Here is a 21,641-nt window from a genome sequence, read left to right as displayed (position 1 = left end):
AGAATGCGTTACAGCGATGTGGCCGGTCACGACCTGATCACGTCACGAACCGAGTGCCAATCCCAGATGTGTACGGGCTCTCATCTGGGTAGGTTCGAGTCCGTGAGCATTCCAGTCCCCACCCCCGCGACCCCGATCGGCCGGATCCCCGTCATCGAGGTCGGCCCCACCGTCGAGAACGGCCGCTGGCCCACCAAAGCTGTCGTCGGCGAGGCCATTCCGGTCCGGGCCACGGTGTTCCGCGAGGGGCACGATGCCGTGGCCGCCACCGCCGTCCTGGTCGGCCCGGACGGACACGATCACTCGAGCGCACCGATGGAGGACGTCTCCCCCGGCAACGACGTGTACGAGGCGTGGCTGGTGCCGGACGCCGTCGGCACCTGGGGGTTCCGGGTGGAGGGCTGGTCGGACCCGTACGGCACGTGGAGCCACGATGCTGAGCTGAAGGTGCACGCCGGCGTCGACACCGAGCTGATGCTCACCGAGGGCGCGCTGGTGCTCGAGCGTGCTCTGACCGAGGTGGAGGTGTCCGCCACCCCCGACGGCGTTCGCGTGCTCCGGGAGGCCGTCCTCGCCCTGCGCGACACCTCCCGCCCGCCACTGGCCCGTCTGGCCGTGGCCACCTCGCCCGAGGTGCGAGCCACCCTGGCCGCCGCACCACTGCGTGACGACGTCTCCCCCTCGGCCACCTATCCGCTGGTGGTGCACCGCGAGCGCGCCCTGTACGGCTCGTGGTACGAGATGTTCCCCCGCTCCGAGGGCGCCTTCCAGGACCCGGACACCGGCCGGTGGATCTCCGGCACCCTGCGCACGGCAGCGCATCGGCTCCCCTCGATCGCGCAGATGGGGTTCGACATCGTCTACCTCACCCCGATCCACCCGATCGGGACCACGAACCGCAAGGGCCGCAACAACACGCTCGAGGCGCTCGAGGGAGACCCAGGCTCCCGTACGGGATCGGCGCCGCCGATGGCGGCCATGATGCGATCCACCAGGACCTGGGTGACTTCGACGACTTCGACGACTTCGTCGCCCGCGCCCGCGAGCTGGGCCTCGAGGTGGCTCTGGACATCGCGCTGCAGGCCTCCCCCGATCACCCGTGGGTGTCCGAGCACCCGGAGTGGTTCACCACGCGTGCGGACGGGTCGATCGCGTACGCGGAGAATCCGCCGAAGAAGTACCAGGACATCTACCCGCTGAACTTCGACAACGACCCCGAGGGCATCTACGTCGCGATCCGGGACATGCTGCAGCTGTGGATCGACCACGGGGTCACCGCGTTCCGGGTGGACAACCCGCACACGAAGCCGCTGCCGTTCTGGGAGCGCCTGCTCGCCGAGATCGGGGCAGCGCACCCCGAGGTGATCTTCCTCTCCGAGGCGTTCACCCGGCCCGCAATGATGCGCACCCTGGCGGCGGTGGGCTTCCACCAGTCCTACACCTACTTCACCTGGCGGAACACGAAGGCCGAGCTGGCCGAGTACTTCACCGAGGTGAGCGGGGACGCAGCGGCGGTGATGCGGCCCAGCTTCTGGCCCACCACGCACGACATCCTGACCCCCTATATGCAGCAGGGAGGCGCCTCGGCGTTCGCGATCCGCGCTGTGCTGGCCGCCACCGGCTCGCCCACGTGGGGCATCTACTCCGGATACGAGCTGGCCGAGCACGTGGCCCGACCCGGCGCGCAGGAGCAGATCGACAACGAGAAGTACGAGTACAAGCCGCGCGACTGGGACGCGGCCGCCCGCCAGCACGGACTGACCGACCTGCTCCGACTGCTGAACACGGTGCGCCGCGAGCACCCAGCGCTGCAACGGCTGCGCAACCTCACGGTGCATCCCACCACCGACGACGCGATCTTCTGCTTCTCCCGCCACCTGCCGGCGCACCTGTCCCCCACCGGGCGGGCGGACACGGTGATCGTGGTGGTCACCCTGGATCCCTACACCACCCGGGAGTCGGTCATCGAGCTCGACCTGGCAGCGCTGGGCTTGACCGGTCGGAGCGAATTCACCGCCCACGACCGCCTCACCGGGGAGACCTACGCGTGGTCGAAGGAGCCGTTCGTCCGACTCGACCCGTTCGGGCGATGCGCGCACATCATCCAGGTGAGCTCCCAGTGACCTCCCCCGGCAGCCGCGGACGGCTGGCCCTCGCGGGCGGGCCGCGCCCGGGTCTGAGCGAGGACCCGCAGTGGTACAAGACCGCCGTGTTCTACGAGGTGCTGCTGCGCGCGTTCTCCGACTCCGACGGCAGCGGCACCGGTGATCTGCGTGGGCTCATCAACCGGCTCGACTACCTGCAGTGGCTCGGGGTGGACTGCCTCTGGCTGCCACCGTTCTACCCCTCCCCACTGCGCGACGGCGGCTACGACGTCTCCGACTACACCGCGGTGGCTGCCGAGTACGGGTCCATCGAGGACTTCGCCGAGCTGATGGAGTCCGCGCACGCCCGCGGCATCCGAGTGATCATCGACCTGGTGATGAACCACACCAGCGACCAGCACCCGTGGTTCCAATCCTCCCGCTCCAACCCCACCGGCCCGTACGGTGACTTCTACGTCTGGGGCGACGATCCGGAGCAGTACGGCGACGCGCGCATCATCTTCGTCGATACCGAGGTCTCCAACTGGACCTTCGACCCCGTGCGCCGGCAGTACTTCTGGCACCGGTTCTTCTCCCACCAGCCGGACCTGAACTTCGAGAACCCACGGGTGCGGGAAGCAATGTTCGAGGTGGTCCGGTTCTGGATGCGCACGGGGGTTGACGGCTTCCGGCTGGACGCGGTGCCCTACCTGTTCGAGGAGGAGGGCACCAACTCCGAGAACCTCCCCGCCACGCATACCTTCCTCGCCCAGGTACGGGCGATGGTGGACGAGGAGTTCCCCGGACGCCTGATGCTCGCCGAGGCGAACCAGTGGCCGCACGAAGTGGTGGAGTACTTCGGCACCGCGGACGCCCCGGAGTGTCACATGTGCTTCCACTTCCCGGTGATGCCCCGGATCTTCTACTCCCTGCGCGAGCAGTCCGCACGCAGCATTATCCAGATCCTCGCCGACACCCCGCAGATCCCGGCCGAGGCGCAGTGGGGCACGTTCTTGCGCAACCACGACGAGCTCACCCTGGAGATGGTCTCCACCGAGGAACGGGCCGCCATGTACGGCTGGTACGCCCCCGACCCGCGGATGCGTGCGAACGTGGGCATCCGCCGTCGGCTGGCGCCACTGCTGGACAACTCGCGAGCCGAGATCGAACTGGCGCACGCACTGCTCCTCTCCCTCCCGGGCAGCCCCTGCCTGTACTACGGCGACGAGCTCGGGATGGGCGACAACATCTGGCTCCCGGACCGGGACGCCGTCCGGACCCCGATGCAGTGGGACCCGGACCGCAACGCGGGCTTCTCCGCCGCCACGGACCCGGGTCGGCTGTACCTCCCCGTGGTGCAGAACCTCACGAACAGCTACCACCAGCTGAACGTAGAGGCACAACTGGCGATCCCCACCTCCCTGCTGCACTGGGTGCGCGGCATCCTCGAGGTGCGGCGTGCTCACCCGGTGTTCGGCACCGGCGCCTACGTCCCGCTGCAGACCGACAATGACGCCGTCCTGGCGTTCCTGCGCACGGACGAGGGCGCCGACGGCGAGACCATCCTGTGCGTGGCGAACCTCGCTGCCACCCCGCGATCGGCGACGATCGCGCTGCCCGGGTTGGCCGGCGCCGCTCTGGTGGACGTGTTCGGAGGCGAGAACTTCCCCGCTGTGCAGACCGCAGCTTCCGCGGCGGACGAGGACGCCCCGGCGGAGGATCCGGACCACGCTGAGCGGACGGACGGGACCGCCGTGCTGACGCTCGGCTCCCGCGATTTCTTCTGGTTGCAGGTGGTGAGCCGATGACGGCGACCGACGGATCCCTACTCCTGGATCTGCTCACCCCGTGGGTACGGCAGGCGCGCTGGTTCCCCGCCAAGGACGCGACCGACGCCGACCTGCGCATCCTCACCACTCTCGACCTCCCCGATCCGGAGGACGAGGGGGCCTGCACCGTGGTGCTGCTGGCCCTGGAGCGCGACAGCGGCACCGCCGTCCTCCAGGTCCCCCTCGTGGTGGCCCGCCGGGAGGACGAACCGCTCCCGGGGCAGATCGCCGCCGTGGGCACGGACTCGGTGCTGGTGGACGGACCGCACCACCCGGCCTTCCTGCGCGCCTGGCTGGCCGCCGCCGCCACGCCTGAACACCCGAGCCTCGCCCTGCCTGACCTGGACCCGACCGCCGGGCAGGTGCACACCGGCGAGCAGTCCAACACCTCCATCCGTATCCCCGCCGTCGACGGCGACCGGTCGGCGATCCTGAAGGTCTTTCGCGTGCTCGCACCGGGCCCGAATCCCGAGATCGAGATCACCCGCGCCCTGCACGGCGCCCGATGGCGTCAGGTGCCCGAACCACTCGGCTGGCTCTCCGGTCGGTGGCCGTCCCCGCACGGCACCGGGACGCCGGACGGATCACAGGCTGGTGACCTGGGCGTGCTGTCGGCATTCGTCCCCGATGCCCGGGACGGCTTCGAGCTCGCCTGCGAGCACGCGCGCGAAGCCCGCTCGTTCGCCGACCTCGCCCGGGAGCTGGGCCGGTGCACCGGGGCCATGCACACCGCCCTGCGCGAGGCGCTGCCGGTGCGCGATCAGCCGGCCGACCTGGCCGATGCGCTGCGCGCCCGCGCCCGATGGGCACTCACCGCCGTCCCAGCACTGAGCGAATGGGCCGACGGCGTGGAACAGGTGATCTCCGCCGTCACCTCACGGCCCCTCCCGCCGGACCAGCGCATTCACGGTGACCTGCACCTGGGCCAGGCGCTGCGTGGGCCGGAGGAGTGGTTCCTGCTGGACTTCGAGGGTGAGCCATTGCGCCCCCTCGCCGAACGCCGCGCCCCGGACCACCCGCTGCGCGACCTGGCCGGGATGCTCCGCTCCATCGACTACGCGGCCGCCGTCGGCCCAGCCGGCGACCCACGATGGACCGAGGACGCCCGCGAGGCCCTCATCGAGGGATACCGCCGCGAGGGCGGGGACGCCGATCCGGTGGTCCTGCGCGCCCTCGAGCTCGACAAGGCACTCTACGAAGCCGTCTACGAACAACAGAACCGCCCCGACTGGCTGTCGATCCCCCTGGGTGGCATCCGGCGAATCATCGAGGAGCAGGCCATGAGAGAGAACGACACCCCCACACCCGCGCCTGCGACCCCGGCGGGTGCGAGCCCCGCCCCGACCGACGACCAAGTGCTGCAGGCACTCTCCGAGGGAGCACACTTCGCCCCGCACGACGTCCTGGGACCGCACCTGGCCGACGGCGTGGTCACGATCCGAACCGTGCGGCACCTGGCCACCGCCGTCACCATACGCACCGTCGCCGGCGACCATCCGGCCACCCACGAGTGGGGCGGGATCTGGACCGTGGCCCTGACTGCCGAGGAGATCCCCGACTATCGTGTGCTGGCCACCTACGCCGGCGGAGAGGTTCTCACCGACGACCCGTACCGCTTCCTGCCCACCCTCGGTGAGATGGACCAGCACCTCATCTCCGAGGGGCGGCACGAGGAGCTCTGGAAGGTGCTCGGCGCCCAGGTGCGTCGCTACCCATCCAGCCTGGGGGACGTCGTCGGGACCTCGTTCGCGGTCTGGGCACCCAACGCACGCGCCGTCCGGGTAGTCGGCGACTTCAACCACTGGGACGGGCGCGGCAGCGCGATGCGCTCACTCGGGTCCAGCGGCGTGTGGGAGATCTTCCTGCCCGAGGTGGGTCCGGGTGAGCGGTACAAGTACGAGATCTGCCACACCGACGGTTCCTGGCACACCAAGGCCGACCCGATGGCCCGAGCCACCGAGATCCCGCCCGCGACGGCCTCCGTCGTGGACGAGTCCGGGTACACCTGGGCCGACCAGACCTGGATGGACAGCCGGGCGTCGTCCGATCCGCACCAGGGCCCGATGAGCGTGTACGAGGTGCACCTCGGCTCCTGGCGGCAAGGGCTGTCCTACACCGAGCTCGCCGAGCAGCTCGTGGAGTACGTCAGCTGGATGGGCTTCACCCACGTGGAGTTGCTCCCGGTGGCCGAGCACCCGTTCGGCGGCTCCTGGGGCTACCAGGTGACCTCTTACTACGCCCCGACCTCCCGCTTCGGCAGCCCCGACGAGTTCCGGCACCTCGTCGACGCGCTGCACCAGGCCGGGATCGGCGTGATCGTGGACTGGGTGCCGGCACACTTCCCGAAGGACGCCTGGGCGCTCGCCCGGTTCGACGGCACCGCTCTGTACGAGGACCCGGACCCGCTGCGCGGGGAGCAGCTGGACTGGGGCACGTACGTGTTCAACTTCGGACGCAACGAGGTGCGCAACTTCCTCGTGGCGAACGCGCTGTACTGGCTCACCGAGTTCCACGTGGACGCGCTCCGGGTGGACGCCGTGGCCTCGATGCTCTACCTCGACTACTCCCGCGAACCGGGCCAGTGGCGGCCCAACGTGCGCGGCGGGCGGGAGAACCTGGAGGCGATCCAGTTCCTCCAGGAGACGAACGCGACCGCCTACCGGGTAGCGCCCGGCACGATGATGATCGCCGAGGAGTCCACCGCCTGGCCCGGGGTGACCACACCCACCGAGCACGGGGGCCTCGGTTTCGGTCTGAAGTGGAACATGGGCTGGATGAACGACACGCTGCGCTACCTGGCGGAGGAGCCGATCAATCGGCGCTACCACCACGGCGAGCTCACGTTCTCCCTCGTGTACGCCTTCTCCGAGCAGTTCGTGCTCCCCCTCAGCCACGACGAGGTCGTGCACGGCAAGGGATCCCTGTGGGAGCGGATGCCCGGTGACCTGTGGGCCAAGCTCGCCGGGGTGCGGCTGCTGCTGGCCTACCAGTGGTCCCATCCGGGCAAGAACCTGCTGTTCATGGGTGGTGAGTTCGCGCAGAACACCGAGTGGGCCGAGGCCCGGTCCCTCGACTGGGGGCTCAGCGACACGCCCTCGCACGCCGGGGTGCGGCTGATGCTGCGCCAGCTCAACCTGCTCTACACCGCCTCCCCCGCGCTCTGGGCGGACGACTTCTCACCCAGCGGGTTCGAGTGGATCGAGGCCAACGACGGCGACCACAACGTGCTCGCGTACCTGCGCCGAGGCGCCGGTGAGCAGCTCCTGGTGGTGGCGAACTTCTCCGGCACCGCGCACGAGGACTACCGGGTGGCCGTCCCGCAAGCAGGCACGTGGGAGGAGGTGCTGAACACCGACCACACCGACTTCGGCGGCAGTGGGGTAGTCAACACCGGCCCGCTGACGGCCGAGGAGGTGCCGTGGCACGGTCGCTCGGAGTCGATCGTGCTGCGGGTGCCCCCACTCGGCGTCACCTTCCTACGCCCGACGCCCACCCCCTGACGCACTCGTCCTCCTGACGCCCCTCCCCTGACGCGAGTGCGGCTGATTTCGCTCATATCCCGGGATATGAGCGAGATCAGCCGCACTCGCTGTGGTGTCGGTGCCCGGTCGAGTGGGTGCTGGGTGAGGTGAGTGCTGGGTGAGGTGAGTGCTGGGTGGTCGGACTCAGTAGAGCGCGACCGCGAGGTCGCGGCGTGCCTTGACGACCTCAGGTGCATCGTGCGGGGCGAGCTGGAAGAGTTCCAGCAGGCGGGTCCGGGCCGCATCGCGGTCATCCCCGGCGGTCACCCGGATGACGCCGATCAGCCGGGCGAATCCCTCGGCGAGCTTGCCGGAGGCCACCTCGATGTCAGCGGCCGGAAGGTGCGCTGCGACGTCACCGGCGGCAGCCTCGCTCGCCGCGGTGAGCACCTGCTGCGGGTCCAGACCGGCGATCCGGCGGAGCAGCTCCACCTGCGCCAGCCCGGCAGCAGCCTCCTCGTCCCGCGGGTTCTCGTCGAGCCCCTGCTGGAACGCTGCGGCCGCACCATCGAGGTCATCGGCCTCGATCGCGTCGTAGGCAGCCTGGATGTGCGGCGGCAACGGGGGCTCGGCCGGCTCGGCGTCCTCCGCATCGTTCTCGGCGACCTCCACCGTCCCGGTCACGCCGTTCTCCTGGGCAGCCTGCAGGACCTGGTCGAGCACCGGGCGCAACTGGTCGGCAGCGTGCGACCCCTGGAACAGCGGCAGCGGCTGGCCCTTGATCACGGCCAGCACGGTCGGAACCGACTGCACCTGGAACACCTGAGCGATCCGCGGGTTCGCCGCCACGTCCACGCGGGCCAGGAGGAACTTCCCGCCGTACTCGGTGGCGAGCGCTTCCATGGTGGGGTTGAGCTGGATGCTCTGTCCCTCTCCGACCTGCCAGAGCATGACCACGACCGGCACGGTCATGGACTGCTGGACCACATCGTTGAAGGTGGCCTCGCTGACGTCGACCACCAGCCCGTCCGGTGTGCTCTCCGAGGGAGCGGGGGGCTTCGGGGCGGCGATCGAGGAGAGGTCCACGGCGCCGTGCAGGTTGACCGGGTTCGATGGCTGACTCATGGGGTTGATCCTAGTTCGTACGAGAGGTCGCCGATCACTCGTCGGCGTCTGCGTGACTCACCTCGGTGAGCACCCGCTCCGCACCGACAACGGTCACCTGTGCGTCCTCGGCCTCAGCGGGCACGTGCAGGGCGACCATGAGGCGATACCGCGCGTTCAGCGACTCACCGTCCTCGGACACCTCACCGTCTTCGGGGTCGAGCGCCGCGATCTCACCGCCCAGACTCAGCTCAGATCCCTCGACGGTCTTGGTGAACGTGTACTGCGTGTTCATCGCACCGACCACGAGATAGCCGCCGGCGGCTGTCGCAAGGGTGAGGATGTCATCCCCTGGTGCGGTGGTGTTGTGGCTGAACTCACCGGCCTCGTCGAAGTCGAAGCTGTCCAGCTGCTCGGTCACCAGCTCACGGAACGGGTCCTCGACGAAGGTGTCACCGATGGTCCCCTCCTCGTCGCGGTCGCCGAGCAGCTGTGCGTAGGCATCCAACGCTTCCTGCGGTGTATACACGTAGCCCTCAGCGTCCAGCGGCACCGGCGCGCTTCCCACGGACGGGACAGCGGTCTCCGGCATCTCGACTCCCGGGAGCAGCCGCACCCAACTGTGCATCCGGTACTGGTCTCGCGGCGTCTCCTGCTCCAGGGTGACCAGCAGCGGCACATTGGACTCGTCCGGGATCTCGGTGACGACCATCACCGTGCGCGGCCAGGTGTCGGTCACCGCCACGATCTCCACCTGCGTCTCGGCGGTCAAGGGCTGCGGGGTGTAGGACTGATCGGTGTCAGCCGTCGCAGCCGCGAGCGCGTACTCCGCCTCGCGCACCGAGAGCGCCGGATCCTCCATCCGGCCGGCCAGCAGCTCAGCGTCCTGCTCCTCGTCCGCCGCGGCGATGTCCTCGCCAAGCTCAGCGAGGAGGCGCTCCAGCCGGGGCTCGTCGAGCACGGGCAACGTCTCGGTCTGCTCCGGCGGCTCCTGAGGCTCGGGGATCTCGATCGCGCACGCGGTCAGCATCCCCGCCGCGGCGAGCAGCGCGGTGATCCCGGTCATCCGGCGTCGACGACTCATCGCTGGTCCTCCTCGTCTCCGTCGGTGGGTGTCTCCTCCGGCTGCGTCTCGGGCGCAGCCCGGTGCAGGCCCCAGGTCTGCCGCCACGAGGCTCCGGACGCCTGCGGGTTGTGCTCCTCCGGCGAGTCCGTCGTGGCTCCCGGATCGGCAGCGCCGTCCTCGGTCTCGGACGACTCACGTGGCGTGTCCACGCGCTCACCCGCTGCGGCGCTCCTCTCAGCGGCGGCGGCCCCGATCGTCGGCGCCCCCCAGGTGGAGAAGTCACCGAGTCCTGCGGAGCCGCTCTCTTCCGTGACGTGGTGCTCGTCCGCATCGCCCGTGTGCCGGGACCGACCGAACTGCCACCACCGGCGGCGTGGCGTGTCCTCCTTGGTCCCGGACGGGTCGGCGTCATCGACCTCGGCACCATCGGTCGGAGCGTCATCTGCCGAGGCGGCGCTCAGCGCATCTGAGTCCGGAGCGTCGGCCGTGGACCTGTCCTCATCGAGACTGTCGCGGGTGTCGCTCTCTGTCTCGCCGTCGCCGGAATCGGCATCCTCGGTGGAATCGCTGCTGGCGTGCTCAGGCAACGCGTCCTCGCCGTGGGACCCTTCGTCGTCCGGCGCTGCGTCCTTCCGGCCGGCGTTGACCCAGGCCGCCAGGTCCGTCGCTCCGTCCTCGGTGGTGTCCGTGTCCTCGGTGGTGTCCGTGTCCTCAGTGGATCCGTCCTCCCTGGGGTCCGCGTCCTCGGTCACGGCGATCGCTCCGGTGCGCTGCTGCTCCTCCGCGGCACGAGCGGCCTCCCGCAACTGACGGCGGGTCAACGGGGTGCCGTCCTCGGCGACCGTCGACACCATCGCCGGCGCCGCGTCCTCGGCCTCTGACTCGGCCGCACGGCGTCGGGCCTGCTTCTCCTCCCGGGCCATCAGCAGCAGGATCACCAGCCACACCAGACCGATCAGGAACAACACACCGCCGACGATGATCCCGGGCACCATCAACGGTGTGGTCACCTCACGCTCCCAGGTGAGCGAGACCGTCGGCGCCGGGGTGGAGCCGTCGGTGGCCACCAGCATCAGCCAGTCACCCTCGACCTGCGACCACTCATACGTGAGCTCGCCGGTGTCGCTGAGCTCCTCGATCCACAGGTCCGAGCCACGAGGATCGGGAACGGTCGGCATCTCGGCCTCAGCCTCGGCGCCCTCGTCGGCGGTCTCGGCATCACTGCTCTCGCTCTCGGCGCCCTCGGCATCGTCGGAAGGCGACTCGGACGGATCGGCCGACGCGTCCTCGCTCGGCTCCTCGGTCGGATCAGCGGTCACCTGCTCGACCGAGAGCGTCTCCCAATCGGTCAGCCCGGTGATCTCGACGGCGGGCGCGTCCGCGACCCAGGCGCGCACGTCGGCTGTCCGACCCATCGCGAGGACCACCGGTGTCTCACCGTCGGCGGCAGACACGGTGACGGTGACGTCCGGGTTCACCGTGGCCAGTACGTGCCCGGGCGCGAGGACGACGGGAACCTCCGGGTCCTGCGGCAGGGTGGCGGTGACCACCTCGTCAGGGCGCCAGACGGTGCCCGAGGCGATACCTGCACCTGCCGTGCCGAGCCCCAGCACGATGAGCAGGACCGCGAAGATCCTTCCAAGCACGAGCGGGCCACCCCTTCTGGTCGTGGTCGAGCGGTGTCGTCGACAGCCTCCCAGGGTACGTGACCATTCCGTGATCTGGGACAGGAGGTGACGCGAGACACATCCGCGCCTCAATGGGTACCGATACGCTGTCCTGGACTCTTCGAGCACCCGACACAGGCAGGAGACTGGTGTGGCTGACGACGCGTCGACCTTTCCGGTAGTGATGCGCGGCTATGACCGTGCGCAGGTCGATCAGTACATCCATTCCCTCGAACGCAAGGTCGCCGACGGCGAGCGCAAGCTGGCCGAGGTCCGCACGCAGGTGGAATCCCTGGATGGTTCCGTGATGCAGGTGTCGGGTGAGCTGGCCGATGCTCAGGCACAGCTCCGTGAGGCGGAGAAGCCGAGCTACGCCGGTCTGGGCGCCCGGATCGAGCACCTACTGCGTTCGGCAGAGGAGCAGTCCAGCGACGTCGTCACGCAGGCGAACCTGCAGGCCAAGGAGCTCCTCGAACGAGCCGAGGCCGGTGCCGCCGAACTGTCCTCCCAGGCGGAGAACGAGGCGGCCGAGCGGCTCTCGAACGCACGCCGGGACGCCGACAGCACCACCCAGCGGGCCACCAGCAAGGCCGAGGGAGTTCTGCTCGCAGCGCAGCGCAAGGCCGAAGAGCTGGTCGGCTCCGCGGAGCGGGAGGCCGCTCGGATCGCCAGCGTCTCAGCCACCGAGCAGAGCGAACGGCACGCGAGCCTGGAGCGCGAGCTCGGCACGCTCCGTGCCACGGCCGAGCAGGAGGTGGCCGAGCTCAAGGTGGGCTCCGAACGTGACGCCCGGGAGCTGAAGGCCACCAGCGAGACTGAGGCCACCGAGCTGCGCGAGCGTGCCAAGGCCGACGCCGAGTCACTGCGTGCGGACGCCCAGCGCACGGCTACGGCGACCATCAGCGAAGCGGAGGAGCAGGCGGCCGAGATCCTGCGGACGGCGAACGCCGAAGCGGATGAGATCCGCCGGTCGGTGGCCGACATGCGCGAGACGGCCGAGCTCGAGGTCGCCGCACGTCGAGCCGCCTCGGAGGAGGCCGACGCGCAGATGCACACGCAGGCCAAGGCCGACACCGACGCCATGATCGCTGATGCGCAGGCTCACGCCCAGGATGCCGAGGCCCGGGTGGCCGAGGCGCTGGCGAAGGCTGAGGAGGTACGTTCCGCGGCCGAAGCACAGGCGGAGGAGATCCTTACCGATGCCCAGTCCAGCGCCGAGCGGATCACCCGCGAGGCGCGGGAGAACGCCGATCGGTTGCGTAGCGACACGTCGGCGCAGACCGACCGTGAGCGGCGCACGGCGCAGCGGCAGGTGGACGACCTGAACCGGCAGCGTGAGTCCATCACCGGGTATCTCGATGAGCTGCGCGCCCTCCTCGGCTCCGGCCAGGTGGCCGAAGCCGCGGACCTGGCCGCTCCAGAGGACGACACCGACGAGAACGGTTCGCAGGAGCAACCAGACGAGGCGCACGACACCGAGGCCACCGAGGCCACCGACGATGCGGATCCGTCACAGGACGTGGAGGAGACCGACGAGTCTCCCGCGGAGGCAGCCGACCAGACCGAACCTGACCAGACCGAGTCGAGCGAGGACGCGGGGTCGAACGACGACACCCAGGTGCTCGACCAGGTCAAGGACTGAGCCGGCCGGGTCGTCCAAGGCCGGATCGCGCGCCCGGCTAGCGGACCATCCGCACCACAGCAAGGTTGCCCCACGCGTCGACGCGGCGTGCGGCACCGTCGGCCTCGAAGCCGTGTTTGCGATAGAACGCCAAGGCCCGCGGATTGTCCTGCGCGACCCAGAGCATGCACGGGGCATCGCCGGTGGCCAGTTGGAGCAGGTTCGCTGCCGTCCCCTGCCCGTACTCGCTGGCGCGCACATACAGTGCAGCGAGCTCGAGGGCCCGGACCTGCCCCGTCCCCGCTGCCTCCGCCCACGCGAACCCGACCGGCTCACCGTCCCGATGAGCCAGCCAGACCGACGGGCCGGCCATATCGGTGAGTCGGTGCTCCCAGGCTGGCAGCCCGTCCCGCTCGCGTGCCTCGAACACGTGCTCCGGCAGGAGATCGGCGTACGCCTCCCGCCAGGTGGCGGTGTGCAGCGCGTGCAGGGCGGCAGCGTCCCCGGCGTGCGCTGGTCGGATCCGTGCCGTCGTCATGGCCGTACTCTAGACGCCGCCGGCGACCCGGCACGCGTGCCGACGCGGGCGGGCACGTACCCTGGTGCGGTGAGCACGGAGCAGGACTGGGCGCGCCAACGCCGCGAAGCCGCGGCCGAGCACGAACGACGCCTCGCGAACCGCAAAGCCAGTGAGAGCAGCAGGGCACAACGACTGCTGGAGGAGTTCGCGGACGCCGCCGGCCGTGCCGGACTGGCGCCCCAGGCGCTCGAGGTAAAGGGCTACGGCGGCCGGGGTAAGGCACGCACCCCCCTACGCGGCTGGTACCTGCGCAACGACGGAACGGCCGCCGTCGGGACGGACGGCGCGTTCTACGTGCTCACCGCACCGCTCTCCCCGTGGGAGCGATTGCGCGGGGTCACACCCACGCCCAAGGATCCCCCGCTGGTACTCGGAGCGGGCGGGAAGGACGGCGAGTCGATCGACCTTCCGGTCGCCCTGGAGCGGTTGCTGCCCGGCTGGCGCGACGAGTGATCGCCCTGGCCGTGCACTAGACGCTCGTCCCCCGGATCGTCACCGCCATCGACTCCGTCGTACGTCCGGTCAGGTAGACCCGCGGCCCGGTGAGCGCGTCGGTGCCGCCGAGGAAGGTGTAGGCCTCCCCCGGGTGGTACACCGGCGGCCGGTCCGGCCCGCTCCCGTGGCCCGGCCCCACGATGATCTCGTCCCGACCGACCCGGTACGCGGCGTGCCCCTCGTCCAGCTCGACCGCGCCGGTGCCCAGGTCACGACCGCCGGTCAGCGTGCCACCGGCACGAAACGCGACCTCGACGGCGAACGGCACGTCGGCCCCGGAGAAGCTCAGGTCCAGCCGGAGACCGTCCGGCTCCTCGCGCACACCGAGCTCGGTACGCAGCCGGACCGTATCCACCGGGCGCCGGGAGAAGTTCATCGCCGCGGCGAACCGGCCCTCGAACTCGAGGTCGTACCGGCCGTCGAAGCGGTGCTGGTCCGGCGGCAGCGGCTGGTAGTAGCCGGTAGTGAGCTCCTCGACCAGCAGCAGGCCGCCGTCGATCTCCTGCCACTGGCTCGGCCGGAACGGCCCGAGACCGAAGAAGTCTCGGGAGAGGCGCACCGAGTCCAGCAGCGCCGCCCCGTAGCGGTACCGCAGCACGGTGGGGTTGCAGGCCAGACCGGAGGCGATCCGCCCGCTACGGGCCACGTCCGAGCCGGCGTAGACCGTGCTCATCTGCTGCGCGTCCCGCCGACGGCGCAACCCGAGTTCGAAGGTGCGCCTCACCTCGGGCGGTGGTCCCGTCTCCACGTCTGCTCCGAGTGCCGGCTCGGCGAGCAGCTGGGCGAGCGCATCGACCGGGTCGAAGCCCGGCGCCGTCTGCGCCGCCCCGCAGGCGTGCGCGCACCGCCGACACCCGGCCACGGCGAACCGGCGCCACTGCATGGCGAACGGACCGATGGGGAACCGCTGACGTTGGTCCTGCCGGCGCGAGTGCACGGTCTCCACCTCGCCGGCGTCGGTGAGGTCGATCATCGCGTGCAGGTTGCGGTGCACCACCTCTCGCAGCGAGTCCTCACCCAGCGCATCGGCGAGCGTGAGCAGCGACGGGTTGGACACGTGCGCGGCATAGTTCGCCGACCGTTCGGAGTAGATGCCGTCGGGGTCCACATCCACGCCCTCGGCGAGCCACTGCCGAGCCCGCCCGGTGCACCGGTCGTCGCCGAGCACCTGGGCCAACCCGGCGAGGGCGGAGGCGATCTCCCACCGATGGTTCGGCGTGTGCACGCCACCGGTCAGGACGGCGTCCGCGGCGCGGCAGGCGACCTCGGCCAACCCCGAGCGCACCGCCTCCCATCCTCGCTGGCCAGTGAGCAGCGTGTGCACGACGGCGAGGTCGTTCAGCGTGAAGCTGGAGTCCGGCGGGGAATCGACGTTGTCACCGGAGGTGAACAGCCCGCTCGGTCCCTGGGCATTCTCGAGCTCGGTCAGCCAGCCCGACGCCGCCCGGAGTGGCTCGTCCCGCCCGGACCACCGGGAGGTCGGACTCAGCGAACAGACCACCGCGGCCTTGATCATCGCCATCAGACCGCGATGACCACGCACGCGCTCGGCCGCCGCGGCCGGGCCACCGTCGATCAGTGCCGCCAGCACCTCGTCCGCACCCGATACGGCCTGGGTGGTGAAGACCGTCTGGTCGTCTCCCTGCACGCGCGGTCAGTCCTTCAAGCCGGAGTTCATATCTGCGCTCATGATCTGACGCTGGAATATCAGGAACAGGATGATCATCGGCAGCAACGAGATCACCGAGGCCGAGAGCAGCACCGACCAGTCGATGTTGTCCGCACCCACGATGGAGCGCAGCGCGATCTGCAGCGTGTACTGGTTCGGATCGTTCAGCACCAGCAGGGGCCAGATGTAGTCGTTCCAGCGCCACTGGAACGAGAAGATCGCCAGGGTCACCGCCATCGGCTTCGCCAGCGGGAGCATGATCGAGAAGAACGTCCGGATCTCCCCCACCCCGTCGATCCGGGCAGCCTCGAGCAGCTCGTCCGGCACCGTCTTGAAGTACTGCCGGAACATGAACACACCGGTCGCGGTGACGATCGAGGGGATGATGATGCCTGGCAGGGAGTCGTAGAGGCCGAGGTCGCGGATCACCACGAAGGTCGAGGGCATGATGACCTCGGTCGGCAGCATCGTGGTGGCCAGGATGCACATGAAGAAAACGTTCAGCCACCACGCCTTGTACTTGGCGAGCGCGTATCCGGTCATCGAGGAGACGAGCACGGTCAGCGCGGTGGTGACCACCGCCACGATGCCGGTGTTCATGAAGTACCGGGCGAAGTTGAACCGGCTCCAGGCGTCCACGTATCCGGAGACCGTCCAGTTCTCCGGGAGGATCGACAGCGGCAGGCTGAACAGCTCGCTACCGGGTTTGAACGAGCTGAGGATGAACCACAGCAGCGGGAAGGCGTAGATCGCCACCAGCACCCACAGCAGCACGGTCGCCGGGGCGGCCGAGGGCTTCTTCTCCCGGCGCACCGAACGGTCGGACGCTTTCGTCACCGAGCTCACTGGACGTCCTTCCGGTCGAAGCGCATCTGGATCAGCGCGATCACGATGAGGATCAGCATCAGCACCATCGATGCTGCACTGGCGTAGCCGATGTCCCCGCGTTCGAACCCGGTCCGGTAGATGTACTGCACCATCAGCACGTTCTCGGTACCCGGACCGCCGCCGTTGAGCGCCTGGATCATCGCGAACTCCTTCATGCCGCCGATCGTGGTCAGCAGGACCACCAGGAACGTCGTCGGCGCCAGCAACGGCATGGTGATCCGGAAAAAGCGCTGGGCCCTGGTGGCGCCGTCGATGGCTGCCGCCTCCAGGTAGGACCGGGGGATGTTTCGCAAGGCCGCGATGAACAACAGCATCGTGAACGCGGTCCCACCCCAGGTCCCGGCGATCAGCACCACCACGAGAGCGAGCTCACCGTTGGTCTGCCACTGCACCGGCCCGATCCCGAAGAGGGACAGGAAGTAGTTGAAGAAGCCGAAGTTCTCCCCGAACAGCCACCGCCAGATCACACCGTTGACGATCGGCGAGATGAGCCAGGGAAGAAAGAAGACGGCGCGCGCCACGGTCTGACCGCGGGCGAGCTTGGTGGTGAGCAGTACCGCGAGACCGAGCGGGATCGCATAGTGCAGCGGCACGGAGAGCCCGACGAAGAGGAAGGTCCGCCCGAGCGCGCTGTAGAACTCGGGATCACCGAACAACAGGGTGTAGTTGTCGAACCCGATGATGTCCGGGCTGCCGAAGCCGCGGTAGTCGGAGAGCGAGTAGATGAAGCCGAAGACGCCCGGCCACACGAAGAACAGCGCGAACAGCACCACGGCGGCGGCGATGAAGATCAGCGGTGCGAGGGTCTGACCACGGCGGATCGATCGACGCCGACGTCGGGAAGGCGGGGGCACCGGCGCGGTCTGCTGAACCGGCTCGGCGGTGGACGCAGTCATGGGGCTCCTTCGGATGGACTCCGGGTGCGCCCGGCTCGTCGGCCGGGCGCACCCGAACGGTCAGCGGATCGAGGTCAGCGCCTGCGTGAGCTGGTCCTTGATGCTCTGGATCGCGGTGTCCACGTCCTGCTCGTCGTTGAGGTACTTGACGACCTCGTCGCGCAACGGGTCGCCCTCGAGCTGGAGCCCCTCGGACTGGAGCACGAGCTCCTGCGCCTTGACCTCACCCGCGATCGGGTCGCACGCCTCGATCTCGGCGTTGTAGAGGTCGAAGAACTCCTGGTGGTTCTCGTAGGCGATCGTCAGCCCCTCCACGGCCGGGAGGAAGCCGGAGGTCTCGCTGAGCTCGGTGTAGTTCTCCGGCTGGTACAGCCAGTTGATGAAGTCGTAGGCGGCGTCGGCCTGGTCGCCCTCGAAGACCACGATGTTGGCGGCGTTGCCGAAGTTGGTGGCACGCACCGGCTGCTTGGGCAGGTAGACCGAGACCCACTCGAAGTCGGTGATGTTCTCCGCGAAGTCGGCGATCTGCCAGGAGCCGGAGAGATAGGAGACTACGTCACCGCTCTTGAACAGGGCGTTCGGGTCACCATCGGAGAGCCAGACCGAGCGCGGCATGAACGAGTCGTCGTTCAGCCCGTAGAAGTACTCCAGCGCCGGCTTGGTGTTCTCGTTGGTCTGGTACTCGTTGTTGTCATCCGCCAGGAAGGCGTCCGAGCCGAACTCGTACAGGAACGCCTTCAGCCGGTGGGAGGTCCGGTCCATCACCATGCCGTAGCTGACGCCGGCGGCTTCCTGCACGCGCTTGACGGTGGCGACGAACTCGTCCCAGGTCCAGATCTCCTCCGGCGACTGCGGGTAGCTCTCGCCCGCCTCATCGAAGAGCGACTTGTTCAGGAACAGGCCCACGGCCGTGACGTCGCTCGGCAACGACAGGACCCGGCCGGACTCGTCGATGACGGACAGGTCGGTCATCGCGCCGGTCGACTCGGCGATCTCGGTGAGGTCGCGGCAGGCGTTCATCCACTGCGGGTCGAAGCCGCCCGGCCGGGCGAGCGCGGGCAGGTCGTCCGCAAGAGCGGCGTTGCGCAGGCGCGTCTGCAGGTCCTCGTTGGCCACGTCCACGATCTCGATGCGGACGCCGGTCTCCTCTTCGTACTTGGTGGCCATGTGCTGGTAGCCGCCACCCTGGTTGGCGTCACCGGAGAGGTAGAACTGCAGCGTGCCCACGTCCGAGCCACTGCCGCTGCCACCACCATCGGAGCCGCATGCGGAGAGACCGACCACGGCGGCACCTGAGGCGAGTCCGCCGGCGAGCACCTGACGGCGACCGAGAATGGGATTCATGAGGAGTACCTCTCATCGTTGAGTGTGTCAGGGCGTCCGGAGGGGGGCACTCGTGACACGGGAAGCGTTTACCTCGGACAATAAGCGACATGTCGGCATGAACGCAAGGTTTGTCCTGACATAGTCCGATCACAACTCGGACACAGGTGACAACTTCAGCCGGTGTGGCGCACCCGTGCCACGAGGTCTGACAATGCCTCGGCCACGGCACCTGGCGCCTCCACCGCGCTCATGTGACCCGCACCGGCCACCTGCACCACGTCCGTTCCGAGCGCACGTGACATCGCCTCATGGTCGGCCACGCTGGCCGTGGCATCGTCGCTCCCCCGCAGCACCAGCCCAGGGATGTCGAGCCCGTCGAGCACATTGAGCCGATCGGGGCGCGCGGCCATGGCGCGCTGCCCCCAGGCGATTCCCGACGGCGGTGCCTCCTCCAGCCATCTGGTCACCGTGGCGCGCACCTGCGCTGGTGCACCCGGGGCGGTCAGCACGTCGATCATCGGCGCCACCGCCGCCGCACCCTCCGGTCCAAGCGCCGCGTCGGCGACCCGGAGCCGATTCTGCCGGGCCGGCTCCGGGTCGGCCTGCGCCTTGGTGTCCAGCAGACCGATACCCGCCAGCCGGTCGGGGTGCCGCTCGGCGAGCGCCAGGGCCACATATCCCCCCATCGACAGCCCGGCCACGACGGCGCGCTGCACACCACGTGCGGTCAGCGTCTCGGCCACAGCATCGGCATAGTCCTCCAGTCCACCGTCGATCGGCGCAGACCTCCCGAACCCGGGTGCGTCCATCGTGAGCACCCCCACCCTGGGCATCGCGGCCAGCACATCGGCCCACATCCGGGAGTCGAACGGGAACCCGTGCAGCAGCACCAGAGGTTCGGTCACTGTCGGTCCGTAGGCGTTCACGGTCAGCATGTCAGCCTCTCTCACGCGTCAGTCTCGTCCTCGCGAGCCTACTCACGACCTACGGCCGCACCCGATCGACGGGAATGCGTCGAGTCATGAGCAATAGGCCCCTGGCATGACGCATCACCGTCGATCACACCTGGAATCGGTGGCGGGCGAGCCACCGGGGTGGTGGGATGTGAGGACGCCGTACGGCGATCGCCGACCTGGAGGAGCTCGCGATGGGCGATGAGATCACCACGCACACGTTCTCCCGCGAACAGCGTCAGCGGTATCGCGAGAAGGTCCGGCGCTGCCTCGACGTATTCGAGGACATGCTCGGCAGCCACCACTTCGCGGATGCACCTTCGCGCAGCGGACTCGAGATCGAGCTGAACCTCGTCGATGCCCAGTACCAGCCGGCGATGCGGAACGCGCAGGTGCTCGACGAGATCGCCGACCCTGCCTTCCAGACCGAGCTCGCCCGGTACAACATCGAGCTGAACGTGCCGCCGGCGGAACTCCCTGGCGAGTCGGTGCTCGAGCTGGAACAGCGGCTGCGCAAGCACCTCAACGTCGCGGAGGAACGGGCGGGGAAGCACGGCATCGCGATCGCCATGATCGGGATCCTGCCGACCTTGCGCCCCGAGCACCTGACCGGCAACTGGATGAGCGCCAACCCGCGCTACCAAGCCCTCGAGGAAGCTGTCTTCGCCGCCCGCCGGGAGGACCTCGATCTGGACATCTCCGGACCGGAGCCGTTGCGGATGACCACCGGCACGATCGCCCCGGAGTCGGCCTGCACCTCGGTCCAGCTGCACCTGCAGGTCTCCCCGAACGAGTTCGCCGCACACTGGAACGCCGCCCAGCTGCTCGCCGGTCCGCAGCTCGCCCTCGGCGCGAACTCGCCGTACCTGTTCGGCAAGCAGCTGTGGGCCGAGACCCGCACCGAGCTGTTCCTGCAGGCCACCGACACCCGCTCCCCCGAGCTGCGCAACCAGGGCGTCCGCCCGCCGGTGTTCTTCGGCGACGGGTGGATCACCTCGATCTTCGACCTGTTCGAAGAGAACGTGCGTTTCTTCCCGGCGCTGCTGCCCGAGTGCACCGACGAGGACCCGGAGGCCGAGCTGGCGGCCGGGCGGACGCCACGCCTGCAGGAGCTACGCCTGCACAACGGCACGGTATATCGGTGGAATCGCCCGATCTACGACGTGGTCGACGGCGAGGCACACCTGCGCGTGGAGAACCGGGTGCTTCCTGCCGGTCCGACCGTGGTGGACATCCTCGCGAACGCCGCCTTCTACTACGGCGCGTTGGAGATGCTCGCCCGGGAGGAGCGCCCCGCTTGGACCCGGATCTCCTTCGCCGCTGCCCACGGCAACTTCACCAACGGCGCGCGGGACGGCGTCGAGGCGCAGATGTACTGGCCGGGCTATGGCGAGGTGCCCTGGGACGAGCTGGTGCTGCGGCACCTGCTGCCCCTGGCCGCGGAGGGGCTGGCGCTGCGCGGGGTCTCCCCGAGCGTGATCGATCGCTATCTGCCGATCATCGAGGGGCGCTGCAAGTGGCGCCGGAACGGGGCGTGGTGGCAGACCGAGACCGTTGCCGCCCTGGAGCGCCGCGGGCTCGACCGCACCGAGGCGCTCACCGAGATGCTGCGCCACTACCTCGACGGGATGCACTCCAACGAGCCGGTGCACACCTGGGAGGTCCCCGCCTGACGGCGTCAGCGTGGGCCGCGCCGGTGCCGCGCCCGCCAGCATGCCCGGTGCCAGTGCCGCCGTTCGGCGAGCGCCGCATCCGCACCGAAGAGGTGGTCGTCGCCCCAGGCGACCACGTGCCCGACCCCTGCCGGGATCATCTGCTCGCATCCCGGGCACCGGTAGGTCTTGTCCGAGCCGGCCACCTCGCGCACGTTCCAGCGTCCGCCGTCGGGTCCTGACTCCACTCGCGGACGGCCACGCAGCACGGCCTCCACGTCGAGCTCGGGATGAGGCTCGTCGTAACGACGTTTCCGGGACCGGCGTACCACCACCCCAGTATCACCCGC

Annotated in this window: 15 protein-coding genes and 1 pseudogene; 6 read left to right on the top strand and 10 right to left on the bottom strand. The window is 69.3% G+C overall.

Annotated features, from left to right (window positions below; genetic code table 11):
• The first annotated feature begins 66 nt into the window (after nt 1-66).
• The 3 genes and pseudogenes from BLU77_RS21230 (at nt 67) to glgB (ending at nt 7,413) form a co-directional block, all read left to right on the top strand.
• Nucleotides 67-2,123, top strand: a pseudogene (locus BLU77_RS21230) (alpha-1,4-glucan--maltose-1-phosphate maltosyltransferase).
• A complete protein-coding gene (treS, locus tag BLU77_RS21225; RefSeq protein WP_089775482.1) occupies nt 2,090-3,892 on the top strand; it encodes a maltose alpha-D-glucosyltransferase in 1,803 nt (600 codons plus the stop codon). The pseudogene BLU77_RS21230 and the gene treS overlap by 34 nt, the downstream one beginning before the upstream one ends.
• Entirely contained in the window at nt 3,889-7,413 is a 3,525-nt protein-coding gene (gene glgB / locus BLU77_RS21220; RefSeq protein ID WP_089775479.1) for a 1,4-alpha-glucan branching protein GlgB, read from the top strand. The genes treS and glgB overlap by 4 nt, the downstream gene beginning before the upstream one ends.
• 165 nt (nt 7,414-7,578) lie before the next feature.
• On the opposite strand, the gene BLU77_RS21215 is transcribed toward glgB, so the two are convergent.
• From BLU77_RS21215 to BLU77_RS21205, 3 genes are read right to left on the bottom strand one after another with little or no spacing between them, the layout of a single operon-like run.
• Nucleotides 7,579-8,499, bottom strand: a complete 921-nt coding sequence (locus BLU77_RS21215) for a tetratricopeptide repeat protein (RefSeq protein WP_089775477.1) — start codon at nt 8,497-8,499, stop codon at nt 7,579-7,581.
• Nucleotides 8,500-8,533: 34 nt separating this feature from the next.
• Nucleotides 8,534-9,562 (bottom strand): hypothetical protein, encoded by a 1,029-nt coding sequence (locus BLU77_RS21210; protein WP_139177880.1) that lies wholly within the window; start codon nt 9,560-9,562, stop codon nt 8,534-8,536.
• Nucleotides 9,559-11,190, bottom strand: a complete 1,632-nt coding sequence (locus BLU77_RS21205) for a hypothetical protein (protein WP_089775473.1) — start codon at nt 11,188-11,190, stop codon at nt 9,559-9,561. Before BLU77_RS21205 ends, BLU77_RS21210 begins: the two co-directional genes overlap by 4 nt.
• 172 nt (nt 11,191-11,362) lie before the next feature.
• Between BLU77_RS21205 and BLU77_RS21200 the strand changes: the two genes are divergently transcribed.
• A complete protein-coding gene (locus BLU77_RS21200) occupies nt 11,363-12,853 on the top strand; it encodes a hypothetical protein (protein ID WP_089775470.1) in 1,491 nt (496 codons plus the stop codon).
• 37 nt (nt 12,854-12,890) lie between these two features.
• Here BLU77_RS21200 and BLU77_RS21195 read toward each other — a convergent pair whose 3' ends face one another.
• Nucleotides 12,891-13,370: a GNAT family N-acetyltransferase gene (locus BLU77_RS21195; RefSeq protein WP_089775468.1), complete on the bottom strand. Its 480-nt coding sequence runs from the start codon at nt 13,368-13,370 to the stop codon at nt 12,891-12,893.
• 69 nt (nt 13,371-13,439) lie between these two features.
• Here BLU77_RS21195 and BLU77_RS21190 point away from each other — a divergent pair, with 69 nt between their 5' ends.
• Entirely contained in the window at nt 13,440-13,865 is a 426-nt protein-coding gene (locus tag BLU77_RS21190; RefSeq protein ID WP_089775466.1) for a hypothetical protein, read from the top strand.
• A 16-nt stretch (nt 13,866-13,881) separates the two neighbouring features.
• Here BLU77_RS21190 and BLU77_RS21185 read toward each other — a convergent pair whose 3' ends face one another.
• The 5 genes from BLU77_RS21185 to BLU77_RS21165 form a co-directional block, all read right to left on the bottom strand.
• Nucleotides 13,882-15,555, bottom strand: coding sequence for a hypothetical protein (locus tag BLU77_RS21185; RefSeq protein WP_089775464.1), 1,674 nt, complete (start codon nt 15,553-15,555; stop codon nt 13,882-13,884).
• 6 nt (nt 15,556-15,561) lie between these two features.
• Nucleotides 15,562-16,413, bottom strand: a complete 852-nt coding sequence (locus BLU77_RS21180) for a carbohydrate ABC transporter permease (RefSeq protein ID WP_175477278.1) — start codon at nt 16,411-16,413, stop codon at nt 15,562-15,564.
• Nucleotides 16,414-16,418: 5 nt separating this feature from the next.
• Nucleotides 16,419-17,360: a carbohydrate ABC transporter permease gene (locus BLU77_RS21175; RefSeq protein ID WP_089775460.1), complete on the bottom strand. Its 942-nt coding sequence runs from the start codon at nt 17,358-17,360 to the stop codon at nt 16,419-16,421.
• Nucleotides 17,361-17,420: 60 nt separating this feature from the next.
• Nucleotides 17,421-18,704: an ABC transporter substrate-binding protein gene (locus BLU77_RS21170; RefSeq protein ID WP_089775458.1), complete on the bottom strand. Its 1,284-nt coding sequence runs from the start codon at nt 18,702-18,704 to the stop codon at nt 17,421-17,423.
• Nucleotides 18,705-18,859: 155 nt separating this feature from the next.
• Complete coding sequence (locus BLU77_RS21165) at nt 18,860-19,636, bottom strand: alpha/beta fold hydrolase (protein WP_245708987.1); 777 nt, start codon at nt 19,634-19,636, stop codon at nt 18,860-18,862.
• 197 nt (nt 19,637-19,833) lie between these two features.
• Between BLU77_RS21165 and BLU77_RS21160 the strand changes: the two genes are divergently transcribed.
• Nucleotides 19,834-21,312, top strand: coding sequence for a glutamate-cysteine ligase family protein (locus BLU77_RS21160; RefSeq protein WP_089775454.1), 1,479 nt, complete (start codon nt 19,834-19,836; stop codon nt 21,310-21,312).
• Nucleotides 21,313-21,317: 5 nt separating this feature from the next.
• On the opposite strand, the gene BLU77_RS21155 is transcribed toward BLU77_RS21160, so the two are convergent.
• The gene (locus BLU77_RS21155) at nt 21,318-21,623 is read right to left on the bottom strand and encodes a hypothetical protein (RefSeq protein ID WP_089776101.1); all 306 of its coding nucleotides are present in this window, start codon (nt 21,621-21,623) and stop codon (nt 21,318-21,320) included.
• Nucleotides 21,624-21,641 lie beyond the last annotated feature (18 nt).

The organism is Ruania alba, from assembly GCF_900105765.1.
Classification (GTDB): domain Bacteria; phylum Actinomycetota; class Actinomycetes; order Actinomycetales; family Beutenbergiaceae; genus Ruania; species Ruania alba.
The sequence above is the reverse complement of the archived record's forward strand: the minus strand, read 5'-3'. Positions and strand labels throughout refer to the sequence as shown.

What these genes read in the sequence shown, in the direction of transcription:
- BLU77_RS21160 (WP_089775454.1), top strand. Translation starts at nt 19,834, where the DNA reads ATGGGCGATGAGATCACCACGCACACGTTCTCCCGCGAACAGCGTCAG.
- BLU77_RS21195 (WP_089775468.1), bottom strand. Translation starts at nt 13,370, where the DNA reads ATGACGACGGCACGGATCCGACCAGCGCACGCCGGGGACGCTGCCGCC.
- BLU77_RS21210 (WP_139177880.1), bottom strand. Translation starts at nt 9,562, where the DNA reads ATGAGTCGTCGACGCCGGATGACCGGGATCACCGCGCTGCTCGCCGCG.
- glgB (WP_089775479.1), top strand. Translation starts at nt 3,889, where the DNA reads ATGACGGCGACCGACGGATCCCTACTCCTGGATCTGCTCACCCCGTGG.
- BLU77_RS21175 (WP_089775460.1), bottom strand. Translation starts at nt 17,360, where the DNA reads ATGACTGCGTCCACCGCCGAGCCGGTTCAGCAGACCGCGCCGGTGCCC.
- treS (WP_089775482.1), top strand. Translation starts at nt 2,090, where the DNA reads ATGCGCGCACATCATCCAGGTGAGCTCCCAGTGACCTCCCCCGGCAGC.
- BLU77_RS21170 (WP_089775458.1), bottom strand. Translation starts at nt 18,704, where the DNA reads ATGAATCCCATTCTCGGTCGCCGTCAGGTGCTCGCCGGCGGACTCGCC.
- BLU77_RS21215 (WP_089775477.1), bottom strand. Translation starts at nt 8,499, where the DNA reads ATGAGTCAGCCATCGAACCCGGTCAACCTGCACGGCGCCGTGGACCTC.